Origin of the sequence: Roseateles sp., assembly GCF_039929605.1 — a bacterium.
Classification (GTDB): domain Bacteria; phylum Pseudomonadota; class Gammaproteobacteria; order Burkholderiales; family Burkholderiaceae_C; genus Pelomonas.
In genome coordinates this window covers 1-19,016 of the sequence record NZ_JBDSQX010000171.1, presented here as the reverse complement: position 1 = coordinate 19,016, position 19,016 = coordinate 1, and the positions used below count along the sequence as shown (strand labels likewise).

Below are 19,016 nucleotides of genomic sequence, written 5' to 3'. Positions count from 1 at the left end.
TGGTTCCGGGCCTACGGCAAGTTGAGCGACGGCCGCATGCTGTTCGGTGGCAGCACCGGCCTGCTCGTCACCGAGCCGCAGCGCTACAAGCGCTGGGCCTTCAAGCCGCCGTTGGTGGCCACGGAGCTGCGCGTCGACAACCGCGACCTGCCCGCCGGCCTGCTCGCCCGGGGCCTGACGCTGGCGCCGCAGCAGCGGGCCTTTTCGGTCGGCTTCGCGTCGCTGGACTTCAGCGCCCCGTTGCTCAACCGCTACCGTTACCGGCTGCAGGGCTATGACGAGGACTGGATCGCGGCCTCCGCCGAGCGGCGTGTGGCCAGCTATGCCAACCTGGCGCCCGGCAAGTACGAGCTGCTGCTGCAGGGAAGCAACCGCCTCGGCGACTGGAGCGAGCCGCCGCTGCGCATCGCGGTGGAAGTGCTGCCGGCCTGGTGGCAGACCTGGTGGGCACGCACCCTCGCCGGCCTGCTGGCCGTGCTGGCGGTCTTGGGCCTGGTGCTGTTGCGCACCCGCCAGTTGCAGCGCCGCCAGGCCTGGCTGGAGCAGAGCGTGCAAGAGCGCACGGCCGAGCTGCGGGCCTTGTCCGAGGAGCTGCGGCAGAAGTCTGCGGCGCTGGAGATATCCAGCCTCAGCGATCCGCTGACCGGCCTGCACAACCGCCGCTATCTGACCCAGCACATCGAGGCCGATGTCGCGCTGGCACTGCGCCGCAGGGCAGCGGCGCCGAACGAGGCCAGCGACCTCGTCTTCCTGCTGATCGACATCGACCACTTCAAGCAGGTCAATGACCAATACGGCCACTCGGCCGGCGACGCGGTGCTGGTGCAACTGAGCGAGCGGCTGCGCCAGGGCTGCCGCGACAGCGACCATCTGGTGCGCTGGGGCGGTGAGGAGTTCCTCATCGTCGCCCGCGACGGCTCGCGCCTGCACGCCGCCAAGCACGCCGAACGCATCCGCCAGGCCGTGGCTGGCAAGCCCTTCGTGCTGCCCGACGGCCAGTTGCTGGTGCGCACCTGTTCGATCGGCTTCGCCTGCTTCCCGCTGGCACCGGCCCATCCCCGCGCGCTGGCCTGGAGCGCCGTCGTCGACGTGGCCGACGGCGCTCTCTACGAGGCCAAGCGCAGCGGCCGCAACCGCTGGGTCGGCGTGCTGGCGGCGGCGCACGGGCTCGACGAGCAGGGGCTGCAGCAGCTGCTGCAGCGGCCACCGAGCGAATGGCTGGCGAGCACGCAGCTGGACGTGCTGCGTGGCCCGGCCCCGCCGCCCTGAATGACGCCAGGGGCGGCTGACGCTGTCGTCGTCCTCTGCCGAGCGGATGAAAGCCAAGCAGCGCCGCCAGCCTGCGGCATAGCATCCGCGCCATGCCGCCGCCCCTCCTCGCCTTCGGCCACGCCGCGCTCGCGCAGCGCATCGTCGCCGAGCTGGCCGCCAGCCTGCAGCCGGGCGCGGGCAGCAGCACCGAGCCGGCCCTGGTGGTGGGCGTGTTCGGGGAATGGGGCGCGGGCAAGAGCCGGCTGCTGCAGACGGTGGCCGTGGCGCTTCAGGAGCGCAGCAAGGGCGGGGGCGAACACGCGCTGACCGTCGTCGTGCCCTTCAACGCCTGGCGCTACGAGCGCGAGGAGCACCTGCTGGTGCCGCTGCTGCGCGTGGCCCAGCAGTGTTTGCGCAAGGCGCTGGAGGAGAGCCTGGGCGCCGACATCCGCCGCAACGAGCGCCTGTCCGACCGCCTCGTGCTGCTCGGTGACCTGGCCCAGACCGTCTACCAGCACGGCGGCCGCGAGCTGCTGCAAACGGCGCTGGCGACGCAAGGCGTGGTGCTCAAGCTGCCCGAGCTGAAGGCCGAAGCCGGCAAAGCAGAGCCCTCGGCCTGGGCCCGCTGGCGCCAGCGCCGCGAAGCGCTGCAGCAGGCCCGCCGCCTGGCCCTGCCGGCCGACTCGCTGCACAGCCTGTACTACGACTTCCTGGAGCATCTGAAGGCCGTCACCGGCCGCAACCCCAAGGCGCTGGCGCTACACCGGCAGCGGCTCAAGTACCGGGGCCTGGGCTGGTGGCCGCGCCTGCTCTGGCGCTTGCGTGCGAGCGGCCTGTGGCTGGGCACCGGCGAGCTGCCGCCCGAGCACGACTTCCAGCTCAACCTCGTCTTCCTCGTCGACGACCTCGACCGCTGCCTGCCCGACAAGGCCGTCGAGGTGTTGGAGGCGATCAAGCTCTTCCTGGAGGTGGAAGGCTGCGCCTTCGTGCTGGCGCTGGACGAGGAAGTCATCGAGCGCGGCATCGCCCACCGCTACCGCGACTACGCGCTGCAGGGTCGCGAGGGGCTGACGCCGATCACCGGGGCGGAGTACCTGGAGAAGCTGGTGCATTTGCCGGTGCGGCTGCCGAGGCCGACGGGCGCGGCGGCGCGCGACTTCCTGGCCGACAAATGGGCCGACTGGTTCGCCGACGCCTCCGGCCAGCCCAACGACCTGGCCACGCTGGTGGCCGCCATCACCCCCGGCGTGCCGCGCAAGCTGCACCGCATGAACTCGTTGCTGGCGCTGGCCGAATCGCTGGGCGCGGGCGACGCCAAGACGCCGCGCCGCCGCGAATGGCTGGCCATCGTCTGCGCGCTGCAGCTGTTTGCGCCGGCGCTGTACCGCTACCTGCGGCTGCACGGCGCGCAGTACCTCATCACACTGTCGCAGTGGCGCACCGACGCGCTGTTCCGAGACGTCGCCGGCCTGCGCCTGGCGCTGCAGGCGCAGGTGCGTGGCGTCGATTCGCCGGTGCGGCTTCAGCACCAGTTGGTGCTGCAACGCCTGCCGGACCTGTGCGAGGCGGCGATGAACAATCGCTCCGGCTTCGACCTGCTGGAACTACTGGCCCGCGTGGGCGAGTTGCACGAGAACGCTGAGCTGAAAGGAGCCCAGTTGGGAGCGTTGCTGGTGTTCACCGAGGTGATGGATGTGCCGGATGCCAGCACATCGGCGGCGTCTTCGTCCTCATCCGACTCACCTGCCTCACCGGCCACCACGGCGCCGCCCGTGATCGACCTTCCGGCAGCCGCGCCCGCGTCGCCCACCCAGGTCACCGAGCCAAAGGCCATGGCGCCTGCGGCAGCCGTGCGGGCGGAAGGCGCTGTCGAACGGGACGCCGAGCCGCTGGCCACTGCCCCCCAGGAGGCCCGCCTGGAGAACGAGCGTGCGCTGCTGGAGGCCGTGGATTCAGGCGATCGGGAACTGGTGCGCGTAGCACTGTCGCGCGAAGGCGCGGCCTTGCGTGACCGCGTGTTCCCGGCCGGGCTGTGGGTCATGTTGCGCGCCGGCAAGTTGACGGCGCAGCTGAATGCCTGGATCGAACGTGGCGCGCCGGCCGACCAGACGCAGTTCCTGTTGCAGGAGCTCAAGCCCCACTTGTCGCAGGCGGCGGTGCTGGATCTGCTGCGCCAGTTTGGCGAGCCGGTGCTGAACGTGATCAAACGCCCGGACTGGGCGCACGGCGTACATGCCGAGGACGATCTCGCCCTGCTCGCGCCGCCGCTGCTCGGCGGCACACGCGTGTGGCTGCGGACGACGCCCACGAAGGCGCCGGCCGACTGGCTCATCCCGCGTGGCTGGGCCTGCGCCACGCGGCCCATCGAGGGCACGATGGCCCAAATCGGCGTCAACCTTGGCTCGGACGGCCGCTACGGGGTACACGCATCGCTACGCCTGAACCGGCGCGAAAGCGGCAACCGAGTGCATCAGCTGCTGCGCTGGGTGCCTCGGGGCAAGCTGGCCATGGGGTCACCCAACGGCCCCGCCGAGGAAGGTGAACTGCGCACGGTCAGCTTGAGCGAAGGGTTCTGGATGGCAGACACGGCGTGTTCCCGTGCGCTGTGGTGCACCGTGATGGGCGAAGAAATGCCGGGCGGCGATGCCAGCCTCCCGGCCACAGGCATCAGGGCAATGGATGTCGATTCCTTCCTGAACCAGTTGGAGCAGTGGCTGCCCGATACCGAAATACGCCTGCCCAGCGAAGCCGAATGGGAGAGCGCCTGCCGGGCCGGCACACGCACCCTGTTTGCTTTCGGCGATGAGGTGGCGGCGCAGTCTGTGAATGCTGAAGGCTCGACGATGCTGCCCGTTGGGGCGTTGGCCGCCAATGCCTGGGGCATGTTCCAGATGCACGGCAACGTCGCGGAGCTGTGCCGCGATTTGCTGACGCCCGAACGGCGCCACCCCGAGACCTGGGTCGACCCGGAGGGCCAGCCCGGCACCGACACCGGCTGGCACGCGGTCCGTGGCGGCTCGTTCCGCAGCAGCTTCGCGCAGACCCGCTCCGCCGCTGTCGACCGCATCGCGCGCGACGAGAGCCGCGACGACGTGGGCTTTCGCTTCATCGTCCGCTCCAGGCAGTCGCCCCAAGCCGAGCCCGCCTAAGCCCCCAACGCCGGCCCCCACCCAAACGGCGCCGGCAACTCCGCCAGGATGCGCTGCCGCAGCGGCGCATAAGCCTCGTCCACCGCCTGCCCAGCGCGGGGTGCGAGCGGGTCCTGGTGGCCGCCGAAGGCTTCGTCCAGCTCGGCCCAGTCGTCGGCGCTGAAATGCCGCACCGCATGCGGCAGTATCTCGGTCTCCTCACGCTTCATGTGGCGCAGGTAGCGCGTGGAATAGACGCGCAGCTGCTGCTCGAACTTGTCGCGCCGGCTCTCGCCCATCTGCTCCCAGGCCAGCAGCGAATGCTGCAGCTCGCGGATGGCGCGTTCGCCCTGGGCGTGGTCCATCTCCAGGTCGTCCAGCGTCCCGCGCAAGCCCGGCACCAGCGCGCGCAGCTTGGGGAAGAGCAGCTCGCTTTCCTTTTTGTGATGCAAGCGTTCTGGAAATTCGTCGACATAAAAGAGCATGGCCCGCAGCGCGCCGAAGTCGGGCGGCACCAAGGCAAGGCGCTGGGCCGCCAGCAGCAGGGGCAGCGTGCGCAGCATGGCCGCGAGGGCGTCGTGCTCGGCGCGGATGACGCGAACGGCGAGCGGCATGGTCAAGGCAGACATGCCGCCAAGCGTCGCGCAGCGACGACGCGCGAGCCTTGCGCTGGATCAATGAACCCAGGAACGGCAGTGGCGCGCACCCGCTGGCCTGGCGCTTCAGACCGCTGGCCGCGTTGCTTCTCCTCGCGGGCACGAGCCCGCAGCGTCGTCGCGCCTTGCCATCGGCCCGCCTCGCCACGCCCTCGGGCGGGCGCCACTGCCGTTCCTGGGTTGAAACACTCCCTCCGTAGAATCCCGCGTTTTGCCCTTCAGCCCCAAGAAAGCCTCGTCCATGACTGCATCGACCGCCTCCCCCACCCAGATGGCCAACGCGATCCGCGCACTCGCGATGGACGCGGTGCAGGCGGCCAACTCCGGCCACCCCGGCGCGCCCATGGGCATGGCCGACATCGCCGTGGCGCTGTGGGGCCGCCACCTGCAGCACAACCCGGCCAACCCGCTCTGGGCCAACCGCGACCGCTTCGTGCTGTCCAACGGACACGGTTCGATGCTGATCTATTCGGTGCTGCACCTGACCGGCTATGCGCTGCCCATCGACGAGCTGCGCAACTTCCGCCAGATGCACAGCAAGACGCCTGGTCACCCGGAAGTGGGCGTCACGCCGGGCATCGAGACGACCACCGGCCCGCTGGGCCAGGGCATGACCAACGCCGTCGGCCTGGCGCTGGCCGAGAAGCTGCTGGCGCGCGACTTCAACTGTGACAAGCACGTCATCGTCGACCACCACACCTACACCTTCCTGGGCGACGGCTGCCTGATGGAAGGCATCTCGCACGAAGCCGCGTCGCTGGCCGGCGCCTGGAAGCTGAACAAGCTGATCGCCATCTACGACGACAACGGCATCAGCATCGACGGCCAGGTCGCGCCCTGGTTCGCGGACGACACCGCCAAGCGCTTCCAGGCCTACGGCTGGAATGTCATCGGCCCGGTGGACGGCCATGACGTGGACGCGCTGGACGCCGCCATCGCCAAGGCCAGGAAGAGCACCGACAAGCCCACTTTCATCATCGCCAAGACGGCCATCGGCAAGGGCTCGCCCAACCGCGCCAACACGAGCAAGGCCCACGGCGAGCCGCTGGGTGCCGAAGAGATCAAGCTGACCCGAGAAGCCCTGGGCTGGACGCACGAGCCCTTCTCGGTGCCTGCCGAGGTCTACGCCGCCTGGGACGCCAAGGCCAGCGGCGCGAAGGTCGAGGCGGCCTGGGACGAGCGCTTCGACGCCTACGCCACGGCCCACCCCGAGCTGGCCGCCGAGTTCCAGCGCCGCATGGCCGGCGTGCTGCCTGCCAACTTCGCGCAGGTCGCCGTGGACGCGGTCGTCAAGGCCCACGCTGAAGCGCAGACCATCGCCAGCCGCAAGGCCAGCCAGCTGGCACTCGAAGCCTTCACGCTCGCCCTGCCCGAACTGCTGGGCGGCAGCGCCGACCTGACCGGCTCCAACCTCACCAACACCAGCTCCACGCCCAACCTGCGCTTCGACGCCGACGGCGTGCCGAACAACGGCCGTCACATCAACTACGGCGTTCGCGAATTCGGCATGGCGGCCATCATGAACGGCGTGGCGCTGCACGGCGGCTTCATCCCCTACGGCGGCACCTTCCTCACCTTCAGCGACTACAGCCGCAACGCCATCCGCATGGCCGCGCTGATGAAGGCGCGCGTCATCCATGTGATGACGCACGACTCCATCGGCCTGGGTGAAGACGGCCCGACGCACCAATCCATCGAGCACGTCGCCAGCCTCCGCCTGATCCCCGGCCTGGACGTCTGGCGCCCGGCCGACACGACCGAGACCGTCGTCGCCTGGACCATGGCCATCGGCAACGCCCAGCGCCCCAGCCTGCTGGCCCTGTCGCGCCAGAACCTGACCTACTCGCCCAAGACCAACGTCGACGAGATCGCCAAGGGCGCCTACGTGCTGCACGACCCCGTCAGCGCCAAGGGCAAGAGCAAGGCCGAGGCCGTCATCATCGCGACGGGCTCCGAGGTGCAGCTGGCCATGGCCGCCAAGGCGCTGCTGGCCGACGAAGGCATCAAGGTGCGCGTCGTCTCCATGCCGTCGACCAACGTGTTCGACCGCCAGGACAAGGACTACAAGAAGAGCGTGCTGCCCAAGGGCCTGCCGCGCGTGGCGGTCGAGATGGGCGTTAGCGACTTCTGGTGGAAGTACGGCGTGGACGCGGTCGTCGGCATCGACACCTTCGGCGAATCGGCCCCGGCCGGCGTGCTGTTCAAGCACTTCGGCTTCACGCCGGAGAATGTGGCGGCGACGGTGAAGGCGGTGTTGAAGAAGAAATAACGCTGCAGTCTTGCGGTAAAACCCTCCCTGCCATGACAGCCAGTGGAGGTGCGATGCGCATCATCATCTTTTTGACTTTCGTCTTGTACGCGCTGGCTGCGCATGCGCAGCCAGCCTTGCCGGATGGCAGTGCCGATCCGCTGCTGGCCTGTCTGCTCAACCCCAGATCGCCTCCGGAACTGCCGCGCGAAATGCGCGCGCGCCTGCGGGATCAGCCGCGAAGCTCGCGCCTGGTTCGGGTGAAGCTGGTGTTTGAGAGCGCCGTTGCCGCCCCTCGGGTGGAGATGCTGGCCAACACGGCCGATGAGCCCATGCAGGATCAGGTGTTCGACTACCTGAAGGGCTATCGCATGCCTTGCCTGCCTCTGGACGGCGCCCCGCTCGCCGTGGTCCAGGAATTCGTATTTGCCGGCGACGCGCCGGTCCGGATATCAGCGGCTCAAACGTGGTCAGAGCAGGCAGTCTCGAAGAAGTGTGTCGTCATGCCGCGCAAGGCGCCTGAGTTCGTCTATTCGCAGATGGAGGATCCAATAGTCAAGACCTTGGCCCTGGTTCGCTTCGATGGCGACGGTCAGCAGCCGCCGAAAGTACAGATCCTCTACTCCAACGCCGGGCCACGACCCAAGAAAGCCATTCTTGAGTATCTGGAGGAGTACCGGATGCCGTGTCGTCAGGCGGGCGATTCGCCTTACGCCTTCGATCAGCTGTTCGTGTACGTCTTCACGTCCGCAAAGCCGCCGAAATTCCGCGAAGCTGAGGTGCCGCTGTCCAAGTTCATGGGCTGGGTGAAAGGGCACAACGCCCTGCACGCGTCCTTCGACTTCGACTCCATGGCCTGCCCCTTCAAGGTCACTTGGACACAGCGGCGGCCTCATCTTCCCAACACTGCGGCCGAGGTCGGTCGGCGCGACCCTAACCGCCTGGAATTCCTCCGTTGGCTGGCTGGGCTCGAGATCGAGTTGGACCAGCGCTCCCAGGACTGGTTGTTTGATGAGTCCATGGTCATCGACATTCCCTGTGGCCAGTTCGCGGCAGGGCCGGGCGGCTGAAATCACACTGAAACCGCCCCGTTACCCGAATCGTTGAGAATCGGCGCCCGCGCGAATTTTTCATCCTCTGGAGACTTTCCCCATGACCATCAAGATCGGCATCAACGGCTTCGGCCGCATCGGACGCATGGTGTTCCGTGCCGCTGTCGCGAACTTCAAGGACATCGAGGTCGTCGCGATCAACGATCTGCTTGAGCCCGACTACCTGGCCTACATGCTCAAGTACGACAGCGTGCACGGCAAGTTCGACGGTGAAGTTTCGGTGGACGGCAACACGCTGGTCGTGAACGGCAAGAAGATCCGCCTGACCGCCGTAAAGGACCCGTCCGAGCTGCAGTGGGCCGCCATCGGCGCCGACATCGTCATCGAAGCCACGGGCATCTTCCTGGACAAGGCCGGCGGCGAGAAGCACCTGGCAGCGGGCGCGAAGAAGGTCATCTTCTCGGCACCGTCCAAGGACGAGACGCCGATGTTCGTCTTCGGTGTGAACCACACCAAGTACGCCGGCGAAGCCATCATCTCCAACGCGTCGTGCACGACCAACTGCCTGGCCCCGCTGGCCAAGGTGCTGAACGACAAGTGGGGCATCAAGCGCGGCCTGATGACCACCGTGCACGCGGCCACCGCCACGCAGAAAACCGTGGACGGCCCGAGCAACAAGGACTGGCGCGGCGGCCGCGGCATCCTGGAGAACATCATCCCCAGCAGCACCGGCGCCGCCAAGGCCGTCGGCAAGGTCATCCCCGAGCTGAACAAGAAGCTGACCGGCATGGCCTTCCGCGTGCCCACCAGCGACGTGTCGGTCGTCGACCTGACTGTGGAGCTGAACAGCGAGGCCACCTACGCCGAGATCTGCGCCGAGTTCAAGGCCCAGAGCGAAGGCGCGCTGAAGGGCGTGCTGGGCTACACGGAAGACAAGGTCGTCGCGACCGACTTCCGTGGCGATGCGCGTACGTCGATCTTCGACGCCGACGCCGGCATCGCGCTGGACAGCACCTTCGTGAAGCTGGTGTCCTGGTACGACAACGAGTGGGGCTACTCGAACAAGGTGCTCGAAATGGTTCGCGTCGTCGCTGGCTAAGGAGCCCCTCGTCCAGGCTTGCCGCGCTGAACGCGGGCAAGTCTGGCCGGTCCCCCGAGGGGACGGCGATGCTCGCGGGGAAAGCCCCGCTCGCACATCGCCAGGCGGGCCGGCTTGGGGGCGGCCCGGCGCTCGGCCCGCAGGGTGAACGCCCCAAGACTTCCTGACCGGCTCCACGCCCGACGGCTCGCCTTCCCCGAAGGTACCGACAAGACCTGCAAAAACTACACGAGCGGCGCTGACGAGGAGTCGGTGCAGCTGGGTCATTTCGACCGCACGGGGGGCAATGCGTCGTGGAACTCCGCGCACGGCAGCCGTGGCTGCAGCCAGCCCACGCTGGTGGCGACGGGTGGTGCGGGGCTGCTGTACTGCTTCGCGGCGAACTGACCGGCCCGTTGCCGCCGGCCGCTGCATCGGTCGGCGAGGCGCCCAGGGCCGCGTCCTACGCGCAGAGTTCGTGGCGCCTCACGCACCCGCTTGGGCAGCCCTTAGAAGATTCGTTATGTTCCATCGAACTTCTAAGGAGCCCTCCATGAACGCCACCCCACGTTTTACCGCCATCCTGGCCCTCGCCGCTGCCTGCGGCGCTGCCTTCGCCCAAACCCCCACTGCACCCGCCGCCTCGGCGCCCAACGCGGTGGGGACAAGCACCGAAACCGCCAAGGCAGCCAATGAGAAGGCCATCAAGCGCTCCGACGTGGCCACCGTCGTGCGCACCGGCCCGACGGCCGCCGACCGCGCCAAACAGGCAGCCAACAAGGCCGAGTCCAAGGTCGACGGTTTGTCGAACGCCGATGGCACGACGCTTGCCAGCGACACCACGCGCAACAGCACCCGCGACGCGACCCGCGCGCCGCGTGCCGACCGCAACTGAGAGAGCTCACTCCCTTACACCCATCCACGCAAGGAGACTGCCATGAACAATCCCAACGACCGCCGCCTCGTGACAGGCCTGTTCCCTGATCGCGCCAGCGCCGAATCCGCCTACAACGCCGCCAGTGAGCGCGGTTATGGCAAGAATGACGTGAACGTCGTGATGTCCGACGAAACCCGCCAGCGCCACTTCGCCGCGGCCGGCACCGAGACCGAGCTGGGCAACAAGGCGGCTGAAGGCGCCGGCATTGGCGGCGCGATCGGCGGCACGCTGGGCGCCATCGCCGCAGCCGTGGCCGCCGTGGGCACAAGTGTCGCGATTCCGGGCCTGGGCCTCGTCGTGGCCGGCCCGCTGGCTGCGGCCATTGCCGGTGCCGGTGCCGGGGCGGCCAGCGGCGGCCTCGTGGGTGCGCTGATCGGCTGGAGCATCCCGGAGGAGCGTGTCAAGCACTACGAGGAAGGCCTCAAGCGCGGCGGCATCCTGATGGGCGTGCGCGCCAAGTCGGACGAAGACGCCGAGCACTTCGAGCGGCACTGGACGACCTCGAACGGCCAGCACGTCTATCGCTGATAGCCGGCACTCGCGGGGAGACGGCAGCTGCGGGTCAGCTGCCGTTTTCTTTGCGGGGTGCCGAGACGTTTTGCACGCCGCCGCTTGGCGGCAGCGGTTACCGCCAGGCGGCGCCCGGCGCTTCACGCCCATACTGACACGGCCCCTGCTCCGCCTGACTGCCGTGTCCAAGCCCAGAAACCGCTTCCTCCTCAACTACATGCTCGGCATCGTCAGCATCGTCATCGGCGCCGGCGTGACCAGCGCCACGGATTCCATGCTGCCGCTCGCCATGGGCGGCGCAGTCGGCGTGATGTGCACGTACTCGCTGGTGCGCGCCATCTGGCAGGGCAAGCTCAAAGCGGCCCGCCGGCGCTGAAGCGGGTTCCACGTCGCCCATCTGCATGGCGACACGCTGGAGCCGGCCCAGCTCGGCAGCAACCTGACGCGAAACACTGCGCTGACCGAGAGAGCAAAAGCCCCAAGGCCGCTGGCGACACGCCCAACGAGCACGACATCCTGACCGCTCCACGCCGGACGGCCGCGCCTACTCCGAAGGCGCCGATAAGACTTACAAGAACTACACGAGCGGCGCCGAGGACGGCTCCGTCCAGCTCGGCCACTTCGACCGCATCGGCGGCGGCAACGCCTCGTGGAACTCCGCCCACGCGAGCCGGGGCTGCAGCCAGCCCAAGCTGGCGGCGGCGGGTGGGCGGGGCTGCTGTACTGCTTCGCGGCGAACTGAGATTGGCCTGGCGCCTACAGCGCCATGACAAGCCAGCGGCGGCCGTCAGGGCGCCACTGGGCAGGAAAGACTCTGCAGCGCATCGCCACGGAACTTGGCCACGATGAGGTCCGACGATCCCTTGTCGGCATGCCAGATCGCTTCATCGACGCCGACCTGATCCGGATCGCCCAAATGGAAATGAACGCTGGCGCGGTCGTCGCCTGGCTTGACCTTCGAACACCAGGCAGCGGGGTAGGCCCACTGGCCGCAACTGCCAGACCGGTAGCACGAGGGCGTGATGCAGGCTTGCGCAGTGAGGTTCCATTTGCCACCGCCTGCCTCGCAACGCCTCGCCGGGCCGGCATAGAGCACCGCGAAGAGGACAAGGCCGAAGAAGGCCGCAGTCGCAACATGCACCAGGCGCGTTGAAAGTCGGCCCATGAGGCTCCCCGCAACCGTCGCCCAAGCCTACTGCCGCGCCAAGCCCAACGCAGCTTCCACCGCCGCCAATTCCTCGCCCGTCAACACCGCCCCATTCGCCGCACCGAGCGCGTCGTCGATCTGCGCCAGCCGGCTCGCGCCGACCAGCACCGACGTCATGCCGGCGTGCCGCAGCACCCAGGTCAGCGCCAGCTGCGGCAGCGTCTGGCCGCGCGCGTCGGCAAGTGCCTTGAGGCCACGAACCGCAGCCAGCTTGCCCGGCGTGATGTCGGTCGACTTCAGGAAGCCGCCCTTGGCCGCACGCGAGTCCGCCGGGATGGCCGAGGCCAGGTAACGCTCCGTCAGGATGCCCTGCGCGAGCGGCGAGAACGCGATGCAGCCGATGCCTTCGTCGGCCAGCGTGTCCAACAAGCCGCCCTCCACCCAGCGATCCAGCATGCTGTAGCGCGGCTGGTGGATGACGCAGGGCGTGCCCAGCCGGCGCAGGATGGCGCTGGCCTCGCGCGTCTGCTCGACCGAGTAGTTGGACACGCCCACATACAGCGCGCGCCCGCTGCGCACCGCGTGGTCCAGCGCGCCCATGGTCTCTTCGAGCGGGGTGTGCGGGTCGGGGCGGTGGGAATAGAAAATGTCGACGTAGGGCAGGCCCAGCCGCTTCAAGCTCGCGTCCAGGCTGGCGAGCATGTATTTGCGTGAACCCCATTCGCCGTAAGGCCCCGGGCCCATGCGGTAACCGGCCTTGGTGGAGATGATCAGCTCGTCGCGGTGGGCATGCAGTTCCTCGCGCAACAGGCGGCCCATCGTGGTCTCGGCCGAGCCGGGCGGCGGGCCGTAGTTGTTGGCCAGGTCGAAGTGGGTGATGCCGCGGTCGAAGGCGCCGAGCACCATCTCGCGCGCGGTGTCGAAACGGTCCACATCGCCGAAGTTGTGCCACAAGCCGAGGGACAGCGTGGGCAGCAGCAACCCGCTGCGGCCGCTGCGGCGGTAGGGCTGGCGTTCGTAGCGTTGTGGGTCAGGGGTGTAGCTCATCTGCGGGATCGTAGGCGAGTACCTGCTTGTAGTGGGCCCGGCCGCTCAGAACGTGACCTTGACAGACGCCGCGCTGCGCCTGGCTTCACCGTGGAAGACGGCTTCGATGTTGTTGCCGTCGGGGTCCAGCACGAAGGCGGCGTAGTAGCCCGGCGGGTATCCCGTCGCGGGGTCGCGGAGGCGGGGCGGCCCGTTGTCGGTTCCGCCCGCGCGCACGGCGGCGGAGTGGAAGGCGTCGACCGTCGCACGGTCCTTGGCCTGGAAGGCCAGGTGCACGCGGCCCGTCAGCTGGCCCTGCGCGGCCTCGCTTTGGGCGGTCGAGACGAACAGTTCGTCCGCCCAGAAATAGCTGTCGCCTGTGCCACCGATGGGAATGTCCAGCACCTTGAAGACGGCTTCGTAGAAGCGCTGGCTGGCCGCCAGGTCGCGCACGACGAGGTGAAGATGGTCGATCAGCCGGCCGCGATGCAATTCCTGAGTTTCCATGGGCGCTCCTATTCCCGGGCGGGGTGAGTGGAATGGGAATGTTAGGCAACAGCGAGTGCGCGGGTAGTGCGCAGCCGAGGCCGAGTTGCAACGACCGGTTCGGGCCGCGTCCTTCGCCCGACATTCATCGACATCCACCGACGTCCCCTAGAAAAAACCCTTCAGCCGGCGGGCCGGGTGAAGGGTTGAAATCCACCCAGGGGCGGTGGAGGAGACAAACAGATGAGCCGTTAGCTTAACGGCACTTCGGCACCGCAGCGATCAAGAAAATGACTGAGCTCATAACGGAAATGCTGCTGGCCATCCGCCCCCCCCACGCCGCGCATCCATCCCAAAAGAGCCAGGGAAGGCTTCACACGTCGCCTTTTCGGCTGCCACGCGTTTGGACTACCTTCACGTCGTCTTGGCAAGGAGGTCGGCATGAGCTCTCCAAGCGCTTGAAAACGCGCCTGCAGGGCAACCTCGCGGGCCACCACTGGTTGGCGCGCAACATCTGAGTGCAAAGGGGCCGCCTGTAGATGTGCAGTCTGTTGGGCGTTGTTAGGCATCGCGTTCATAGCTCATGCCAGTGACAGCCGCCACTTTCCCTCCTTGAACGCATTCAGCAGCGTCTTGGCCCTACCTTCACCGAGTTCAAGATACGACTTCCCTTGCGCGAAGAAGTCATTGAGGCCCGGGATGTCCGCGAGTTCCTTTGCCGTGATTTTCGAGTACCCCATCGTCCACGAAGCAAAGGCGCGCTGCTCGATCTGCTCCAGAATGACCTTCGTGACTCGGTTGTGGCGCTTGTCACTCGCTATCGTTTCGAACAGTGCTTCGACGACGGATCGATCACCCTCCAGCGCTTGGAAAAACGTTCCATCGCGATACAGAAGCATGCCAGTGACGTCCACCTTCGCATTCTTCTCACGACATTCATCCAGCAACGTCTTGAGCTCCGAGGCAGTGAAGGGCTTCGCCGAGGCGCTGCAGTAAATGCAGTGTGTGAGTTCCATGCGTGCTCCTGGGATAGGAAGGAATTGCGACGCCCAACGAATGAACGGGACTTCTCCGTCCTTCTGACCGCAGGATATTGACCTCGCCAAGAACGTTTTCGCTGTGCGAGGCATCAACTAGGCCGGCGCCACATGCGGCCCATGCGGCCCATTGTGGTTGGGCTGGGCGGCACCGGGATGCGTGCAAGCCCGCAGTGGCGACGCGATCCATGGCCGGCGTGCTGGCAGCCGCTACATTGCGGCCGACCCCTGTCCCACCCACCCAGACGCTCTTGAACACATCCGACACCGCCTCGCAACGCCCCGAAGCCATCGGCTTCTGGGAGGCCCTGCGCTTCTGGCTCAAGCTCGGCTTCATCAGCTTTGGCGGGCCGGCCGGGCAGATTTCCATCATGCACACGGAGTTGGTGGAGCGGCGCCGCTGGATCAGCGAGAAGCGTTTTCTGCACGCGCTGAACTACTGCATGCTGCTGCCCGGCCCCGAGGCCCAGCAGCTCGCCACCTACATCGGCTGGCTGATGCACCGCACGCGCGGCGGGCTGGTGGCCGGCGCGCTGTTCGTGCTGCCGTCGCTGTTCATCCTCATCGCGCTGTCATGGGTGTATCTCGCCTACGGCAAGTTGCCGCTGGTGGCCGGCCTGTTCTACGGGCTGAAGCCGGCTGTCACGGCGCTGGTCGTGCACGCCGCCCACCGCATCGGTACGCGGGCGCTGAAGAACGGCTGGCTCTGGGGCATCGCGGCGGCCGCCTTCGTCGCCATCTTTGCGCTGGGCGCGCCCTTCCCGCTCATCGTGCTCGGCGCCGCCGCCATCGGCCACTTTGGCGGCCGGCGCGCGCCGCAGGTCTTCGCCCTCGGCGGCGGCCACGGCGCGGCCAAGCAGGGCTACGGCCCGGCCCTTATCGACGACGACACGCCCACGCCGCCCCACGCCCGCTTCAGCCGTGGCCGCCTCGCCCGCGTGCTCGCCATCGGCCTGGGCCTGTGGCTCGCCGCCATGGCCGGCCTCGTGGCCGCCTACGGCCTGCAGGGCGCGCTGACGCAGATGGGCTGGTTCTTCACCAAGGCCGCGCTGCTGACCTTTGGCGGCGCCTACGCGGTGCTGCCCTATGTCTACCAGGGCGCCGTGGAGCAGCACCAATGGCTGAGCGGCACGCAGATGATCGACGGCCTCGCCTTGGGCGAGACGACGCCCGGCCCGCTCATCATGGTGGTCGCCTTCGTCGGCTTCGTCGGTGGCTGGGCGAGCCAGCTGTTCGGGCCCGACGCCCTCTTCCTGGCCGGCGCGGCCGCCGCCACCGTGGTGACCTGCTTCACCTTCCTGCCGTCCTTCGTCTTCATCCTGGCCGGCGGGCCGCTGATCGAGTCCACCCACGGCAAGCTGCAGTTCACCGCGCCGCTGACGGCCATTACGGCCGCCGTCGTCGGCGTCATCCTCAACCTGGCCGTGTTCTTCGCCTGGCATGTGTTGTGGCCGCAAGGGTGGGCCGGCCGGTTCGATTGGGTCTCGGCCCTGATCGCCATCGGCGCCGGCGTGGCGCTGTTCCGCTTCAAGCTGGGCGTGATGCCGCTGCTCGGGCTGTGCGCGGGCCTGGGCTTTGCCTTGACGCACTTCGGCCTGGGCGCTTGAAGGCACGACACTTGCCGCTTCACCGCATCGCGCGATGTCCGCGCGTCGAAAAGGAAATGCCATGCAAGTGCAGGTCGAAACCGACAACCATGTCGAAGGTCGCGAGAAGTTGATCGAGCACGTCGAGAGCGTGATCCGCAACGCCGTCGACCGCTTCGCGGGTCAGGTGACGCACGTCGAGGCCCACCTGGGCGATGTCAATGGCAGCGAGAAGTCCGGCGCCGACGACATGCGCTGCGTGCTGGAGGCGCGCGTGGCCGGGTTGAAGAACATCGCGGTCAAGCATCACGCCGACAGCCTGCACGTCGCCATCGCGGGCGCGGCCGACAAGCTGAAAAATGCGCTCGAATCAGCGCTTGGCAAGGCCCACGCCCGCGAGCGGCGTCATGCTGGAACAGGTGAATTGAGTGCTGACGTGGCACGCGAGACCGACGACCGCGAGATGCCGCTGACCTGACGAGCCCACGGGCAGCGGGGGCGTCCGGGGCTAAAGCCGAATCAAGCCATGCCGCCAGGCGCCGCCCCCAGCTCGCCGGACTCACGCGCCTTGCGGCCGTAGAACAGCTCGAACAGCGGTGTGGCCATCATGGTGGTCGCCACCGCCATCAGCACCAGCATCGAGAACAGCGCCGGGCCGATGATGCCCTTCTGCAGGCCGATGTTGATGATGATGAGCTCCATCAGGCCGCGCGAGTTCATCAGCGCGCCGATGCCCAGGGCGGTGCGGTTGTCTTCACCCGCCAGGCGCGCCGCCACGTAGCAGGCGCCGAACTTGGCCAGCACCGAGGCCACCAGCACGCCCAGGGCGATCAGGAACAGGTCGAGCGAATTGATCATGTCCAGCCGCGTGTTCAGGCCCGAGTAGGTGAAGAACATCGGCAGCAGCAGGATGACGGTGAGCGGCTCGACCTTCTTCTTCAGCTCGGCGGCGAACAGGCCGCGCGGCATGACCGCACCGATGATGAAGCCGCCGAAGATGGCGTGGATGCCGACGGCGTCCATGACGAAGGCGGACACGCAGAAGGCGATCAGCGTGAGGCCCAGCACCGTGTGGCTCATGTGTCCTTCACGCTCCACCATGCGGCCCAGCGGCGCCAGCACCCGGCGGCCGAACAGCACGACGGCCGCCGCCCAGAGCACGCCACCGCCGATGGCCAGCACGGCCACACCCGGGCCGGCGCCGAACGCCGCCAACACCAGGGCCAGCACACACCAGGAGACGGCGTCGTCGAACGCGCCTGCCGTGAGTGCGAGCGTGCCGAGCGACGTGTGGGCCAGGCCCTGCTCATTGATGATGCGGGCCAGCATGGGGAAGGCGGTCAGCGCGATGCAGGCGCCCATGAACAGGGTGGCGTTGGTCGCGGAGATGCCTTCGGCGAACAAGCCCGGCACGGTGAGCAGGAACGGCGTGATCAGAAAGGCGATGACGAACGGCGCCGCGATGCCGGACACCGACACGCCGATGGCGCTCTTGGCCTTGCTGGCGAAGTGGTCCAGCCGCAGCGTCGTGCCGACCAGGAACATGTACAGCCCCACGCCAAGCTGGGCGCCGGTGTAGAGCACGCTGCGCATCTCCTTCGGAAAGACGGCAGCCTGCAGGTCGGGGGAATACAAGCCCAGCAGCGACGGGCCGAGGATCACGCCCGCGATCATTTCGCCGACGACCTGGGGCTGGCCCAGGAACTTGCGGCCGGCCCAGCCCACCACGCGGCAGGCCCCCATGATGAGGGCCAGCTGCAGGAAGAAGTGGATGCTGAAGTCGCCTGGCGAGTAGGTGCTAGCGACGGCGGCGGCGGCGGGGCCGTGCTTGCCGAACACGTCGCCCAGCATGGCGATGAGATTGAAATCCATAGGCTTGCTTGTTTGATTTCTTGCGGTGGCGCTGCGCGGCGACAACGTTGTCTTCAGCTGGACCGCAGCGAGGCGACACGCTGGATTGCACTGTGCCTACCGCCGTTGCCAAGTCCATTGGGGCGAACAGATTCGTACCTATGTACCTACATCTCGTTTACACAGCGGCAGGCGAGTAGGTACATTTCGCATCGCCATGAAGCTCCTCTCCAGCCGCGAGTTCAACCGCGATGTCAGCCTTGCCAAGCGCGCCGCGCTGGCAGAGCCAGTGCTGATCACCGACCGTGGCCAGCCCACGCATGTGCTGATGAGCATTGCCGAGTACCGCCGCCTGACCGGCGAGGGCGACAACATCCTGGAGATGTTGGCCATGCCCGAGACGGTCGCCATCGACGACGCCGACGCCGCGTCCGACGGCGCCTGGGATCACCGCGAACCTCTCGCTTGACCATGTTCCTGCTCGACACCGGCATCGTGCTGGAACTCCGAAAGGCCAAGGCCGGCCAGGCCGACGCCGGGCTGATGGCCTGGGCCGCCGGCATCCCGCGCCAGAAGCTCTTCATCTCGGCGCTCAACCTGCTGGAGATCGAGAACGCCGCCGCCCGCCTGGGCCGCAAGGACCGCGCGGCCGGGCTGGTGGTGCGGGGGTGGATCGACGAACGCGTCACGCCGGCCTTCGAGGGCCGCGTGCTGGCGGTGGACGCCGCCGTCGTGCGCCGCCGCGCCCAACTGCCCTACGCCAACACACGCGACGGCCTGCTGGCCGCCACCGCACTGGAGCACGGTCTGACCTTCGTGACGCACCGCGTCTCGGCCTTCCGCGCCGGCCGCGTGAAGCTGCTCAACCCCTCGGGCTACGTGGCACCGCCCAGCGATGACGACGAAGACTGGGCCCATGGGACGCAAACCGGCCACCAGTGGCTGAAGAACCTGTATGTCAGGGCCTGATATGAAATTCAAACAAAGCCACAGAGGCGCAGAGACACAGAGGGGCCTTCATCC

General features: G+C 67.7%; 19 protein-coding genes. 13 read left to right on the top strand and 6 right to left on the bottom strand.

All coding sequences use genetic code 11. The features are described 5' to 3' along the window. Together ABIS05_RS23060 and ABIS05_RS23055 are read left to right on the top strand one after the other, a co-directional pair. On the top strand, positions 1–1,269 hold a 1,269-nt coding region (locus tag ABIS05_RS23060; protein WP_348012236.1), incomplete at its 5' end, for a GGDEF domain-containing protein. A 92-nt stretch (positions 1,270–1,361) separates the two neighbouring features. Continuing rightward, positions 1,362–4,400: a P-loop NTPase fold protein gene (locus ABIS05_RS23055; RefSeq protein ID WP_348012235.1), complete on the top strand. Its 3,039-nt coding sequence runs from the start codon at positions 1,362–1,364 to the stop codon at positions 4,398–4,400. On the opposite strand, the gene ABIS05_RS23050 is transcribed toward ABIS05_RS23055, so the two are convergent. Beyond that, on the bottom strand, positions 4,397–5,008 hold the full coding sequence (locus ABIS05_RS23050) for a hemerythrin domain-containing protein (RefSeq protein WP_348012234.1): 612 nt from the start codon (positions 5,006–5,008) through the stop codon (positions 4,397–4,399). The genes ABIS05_RS23055 and ABIS05_RS23050 overlap by 4 nt on opposite strands. Before the next feature lie 268 nt (positions 5,009–5,276). Between ABIS05_RS23050 and tkt the strand changes: the two genes are divergently transcribed. From tkt to ABIS05_RS23015, 7 genes are all read left to right on the top strand, one after another. Continuing rightward, positions 5,277–7,304, top strand: a complete 2,028-nt coding sequence (gene tkt / locus ABIS05_RS23045) for a transketolase (RefSeq protein WP_348012233.1) — start codon at positions 5,277–5,279, stop codon at positions 7,302–7,304. A 53-nt stretch (positions 7,305–7,357) separates the two neighbouring features. Then, complete coding sequence (locus ABIS05_RS23040; protein ID WP_348012232.1) at positions 7,358–8,353, top strand: hypothetical protein; 996 nt, start codon at positions 7,358–7,360, stop codon at positions 8,351–8,353. Between the two features lie 82 nt (positions 8,354–8,435). Beyond that, the gene (gene gap, locus ABIS05_RS23035) at positions 8,436–9,434 is read left to right on the top strand and encodes a type I glyceraldehyde-3-phosphate dehydrogenase (protein ID WP_348012231.1); all 999 of its coding nucleotides are present in this window, start codon (positions 8,436–8,438) and stop codon (positions 9,432–9,434) included. A 144-nt stretch (positions 9,435–9,578) separates the two neighbouring features. Then, positions 9,579–9,821 carry a hypothetical protein gene (locus ABIS05_RS23030; RefSeq protein ID WP_348012230.1) on the top strand — a complete coding sequence of 81 codons (243 nt, stop codon included), beginning with the start codon at positions 9,579–9,581 and terminating at the stop codon, positions 9,819–9,821. 145 nt (positions 9,822–9,966) lie between these two features. Next, positions 9,967–10,308: a hypothetical protein gene (locus tag ABIS05_RS23025; RefSeq protein ID WP_348012229.1), complete on the top strand. Its 342-nt coding sequence runs from the start codon at positions 9,967–9,969 to the stop codon at positions 10,306–10,308. Between the two features lie 42 nt (positions 10,309–10,350). Next, entirely contained in the window at positions 10,351–10,878 is a 528-nt protein-coding gene (locus tag ABIS05_RS23020; protein WP_348012228.1) for a hypothetical protein, read from the top strand. Positions 10,879–11,041: 163 nt separating this feature from the next. Beyond that, on the top strand, positions 11,042–11,236 hold the full coding sequence (locus ABIS05_RS23015) for a hypothetical protein (protein WP_348012227.1): 195 nt from the start codon (positions 11,042–11,044) through the stop codon (positions 11,234–11,236). A gap of 411 nt (positions 11,237–11,647) precedes the next feature. On the opposite strand, the gene ABIS05_RS23010 is transcribed toward ABIS05_RS23015, so the two are convergent. The 4 genes from ABIS05_RS23010 to ABIS05_RS22995 form a co-directional block, all read right to left on the bottom strand. After that, positions 11,648–12,025: a hypothetical protein gene (locus ABIS05_RS23010; RefSeq protein ID WP_348012226.1), complete on the bottom strand. Its 378-nt coding sequence runs from the start codon at positions 12,023–12,025 to the stop codon at positions 11,648–11,650. A gap of 27 nt (positions 12,026–12,052) precedes the next feature. Continuing rightward, positions 12,053–13,054: an aldo/keto reductase gene (locus tag ABIS05_RS23005; protein ID WP_348012225.1), complete on the bottom strand. Its 1,002-nt coding sequence runs from the start codon at positions 13,052–13,054 to the stop codon at positions 12,053–12,055. 45 nt (positions 13,055–13,099) lie between these two features. Next, positions 13,100–13,540 (bottom strand): VOC family protein, encoded by a 441-nt coding sequence (locus tag ABIS05_RS23000; protein ID WP_348012224.1) that lies wholly within the window; start codon positions 13,538–13,540, stop codon positions 13,100–13,102. A 560-nt stretch (positions 13,541–14,100) separates the two neighbouring features. Further along, entirely contained in the window at positions 14,101–14,535 is a 435-nt protein-coding gene (locus ABIS05_RS22995) for a BLUF domain-containing protein (protein ID WP_348012223.1), read from the bottom strand. 209 nt (positions 14,536–14,744) lie between these two features. Here ABIS05_RS22995 and chrA point away from each other — a divergent pair, with 209 nt between their 5' ends. Further along, complete coding sequence (chrA, locus tag ABIS05_RS22990) at positions 14,745–16,163, top strand: chromate efflux transporter (protein WP_407074871.1); 1,419 nt, start codon at positions 14,745–14,747, stop codon at positions 16,161–16,163. 61 nt (positions 16,164–16,224) lie between these two features. Next, positions 16,225–16,620: an HPF/RaiA family ribosome-associated protein gene (locus ABIS05_RS22985; RefSeq protein WP_348012221.1), complete on the top strand. Its 396-nt coding sequence runs from the start codon at positions 16,225–16,227 to the stop codon at positions 16,618–16,620. A gap of 41 nt (positions 16,621–16,661) precedes the next feature. Here ABIS05_RS22985 and ABIS05_RS22980 read toward each other — a convergent pair whose 3' ends face one another. Continuing rightward, a complete protein-coding gene (locus ABIS05_RS22980; protein WP_348012220.1) occupies positions 16,662–18,014 on the bottom strand; it encodes a cation:proton antiporter in 1,353 nt (450 codons plus the stop codon). 196 nt (positions 18,015–18,210) lie between these two features. On the opposite strand from ABIS05_RS22980, the gene ABIS05_RS22975 reads away from it, so the two are divergent. Both ABIS05_RS22975 and ABIS05_RS22970 read left to right on the top strand, forming a co-directional pair. Beyond that, positions 18,211–18,462 (top strand): type II toxin-antitoxin system Phd/YefM family antitoxin, encoded by a 252-nt coding sequence (locus ABIS05_RS22975; protein WP_348012219.1) that lies wholly within the window; start codon positions 18,211–18,213, stop codon positions 18,460–18,462. A 2-nt stretch (positions 18,463–18,464) separates the two neighbouring features. Continuing rightward, positions 18,465–18,962: a PIN domain-containing protein gene (locus ABIS05_RS22970; protein WP_348012218.1), complete on the top strand. Its 498-nt coding sequence runs from the start codon at positions 18,465–18,467 to the stop codon at positions 18,960–18,962. Positions 18,963–19,016: the final 54 nt, after the last annotated feature.

Coding starts and splice junctions, on each gene's coding strand:
- ABIS05_RS23055 (WP_348012235.1), top strand. CDS start 1,362: ATGCCGCCGCCCCTCCTCGCCTTCGGCCACGCCGCGCTCGCGCAGCGC.
- ABIS05_RS23050 (WP_348012234.1), bottom strand. CDS start 5,008: ATGTCTGCCTTGACCATGCCGCTCGCCGTTCGCGTCATCCGCGCCGAG.
- tkt (WP_348012233.1), top strand. CDS start 5,277: ATGACTGCATCGACCGCCTCCCCCACCCAGATGGCCAACGCGATCCGC.
- ABIS05_RS23040 (WP_348012232.1), top strand. CDS start 7,358: ATGCGCATCATCATCTTTTTGACTTTCGTCTTGTACGCGCTGGCTGCG.
- gap (WP_348012231.1), top strand. CDS start 8,436: ATGACCATCAAGATCGGCATCAACGGCTTCGGCCGCATCGGACGCATG.
- ABIS05_RS23025 (WP_348012229.1), top strand. CDS start 9,967: ATGAACGCCACCCCACGTTTTACCGCCATCCTGGCCCTCGCCGCTGCC.
- ABIS05_RS23020 (WP_348012228.1), top strand. CDS start 10,351: ATGAACAATCCCAACGACCGCCGCCTCGTGACAGGCCTGTTCCCTGAT.
- ABIS05_RS23010 (WP_348012226.1), bottom strand. CDS start 12,025: ATGGGCCGACTTTCAACGCGCCTGGTGCATGTTGCGACTGCGGCCTTC.
- ABIS05_RS23005 (WP_348012225.1), bottom strand. CDS start 13,054: ATGAGCTACACCCCTGACCCACAACGCTACGAACGCCAGCCCTACCGC.
- ABIS05_RS23000 (WP_348012224.1), bottom strand. CDS start 13,540: ATGGAAACTCAGGAATTGCATCGCGGCCGGCTGATCGACCATCTTCAC.
- ABIS05_RS22995 (WP_348012223.1), bottom strand. CDS start 14,535: ATGGAACTCACACACTGCATTTACTGCAGCGCCTCGGCGAAGCCCTTC.
- chrA (WP_407074871.1), top strand. CDS start 14,745: ATGGCCGGCGTGCTGGCAGCCGCTACATTGCGGCCGACCCCTGTCCCA.
- ABIS05_RS22985 (WP_348012221.1), top strand. CDS start 16,225: ATGCAAGTGCAGGTCGAAACCGACAACCATGTCGAAGGTCGCGAGAAG.
- ABIS05_RS22980 (WP_348012220.1), bottom strand. CDS start 18,014: ATGGATTTCAATCTCATCGCCATGCTGGGCGACGTGTTCGGCAAGCAC.
- ABIS05_RS22975 (WP_348012219.1), top strand. CDS start 18,211: ATGAAGCTCCTCTCCAGCCGCGAGTTCAACCGCGATGTCAGCCTTGCC.
- ABIS05_RS22970 (WP_348012218.1), top strand. CDS start 18,465: ATGTTCCTGCTCGACACCGGCATCGTGCTGGAACTCCGAAAGGCCAAG.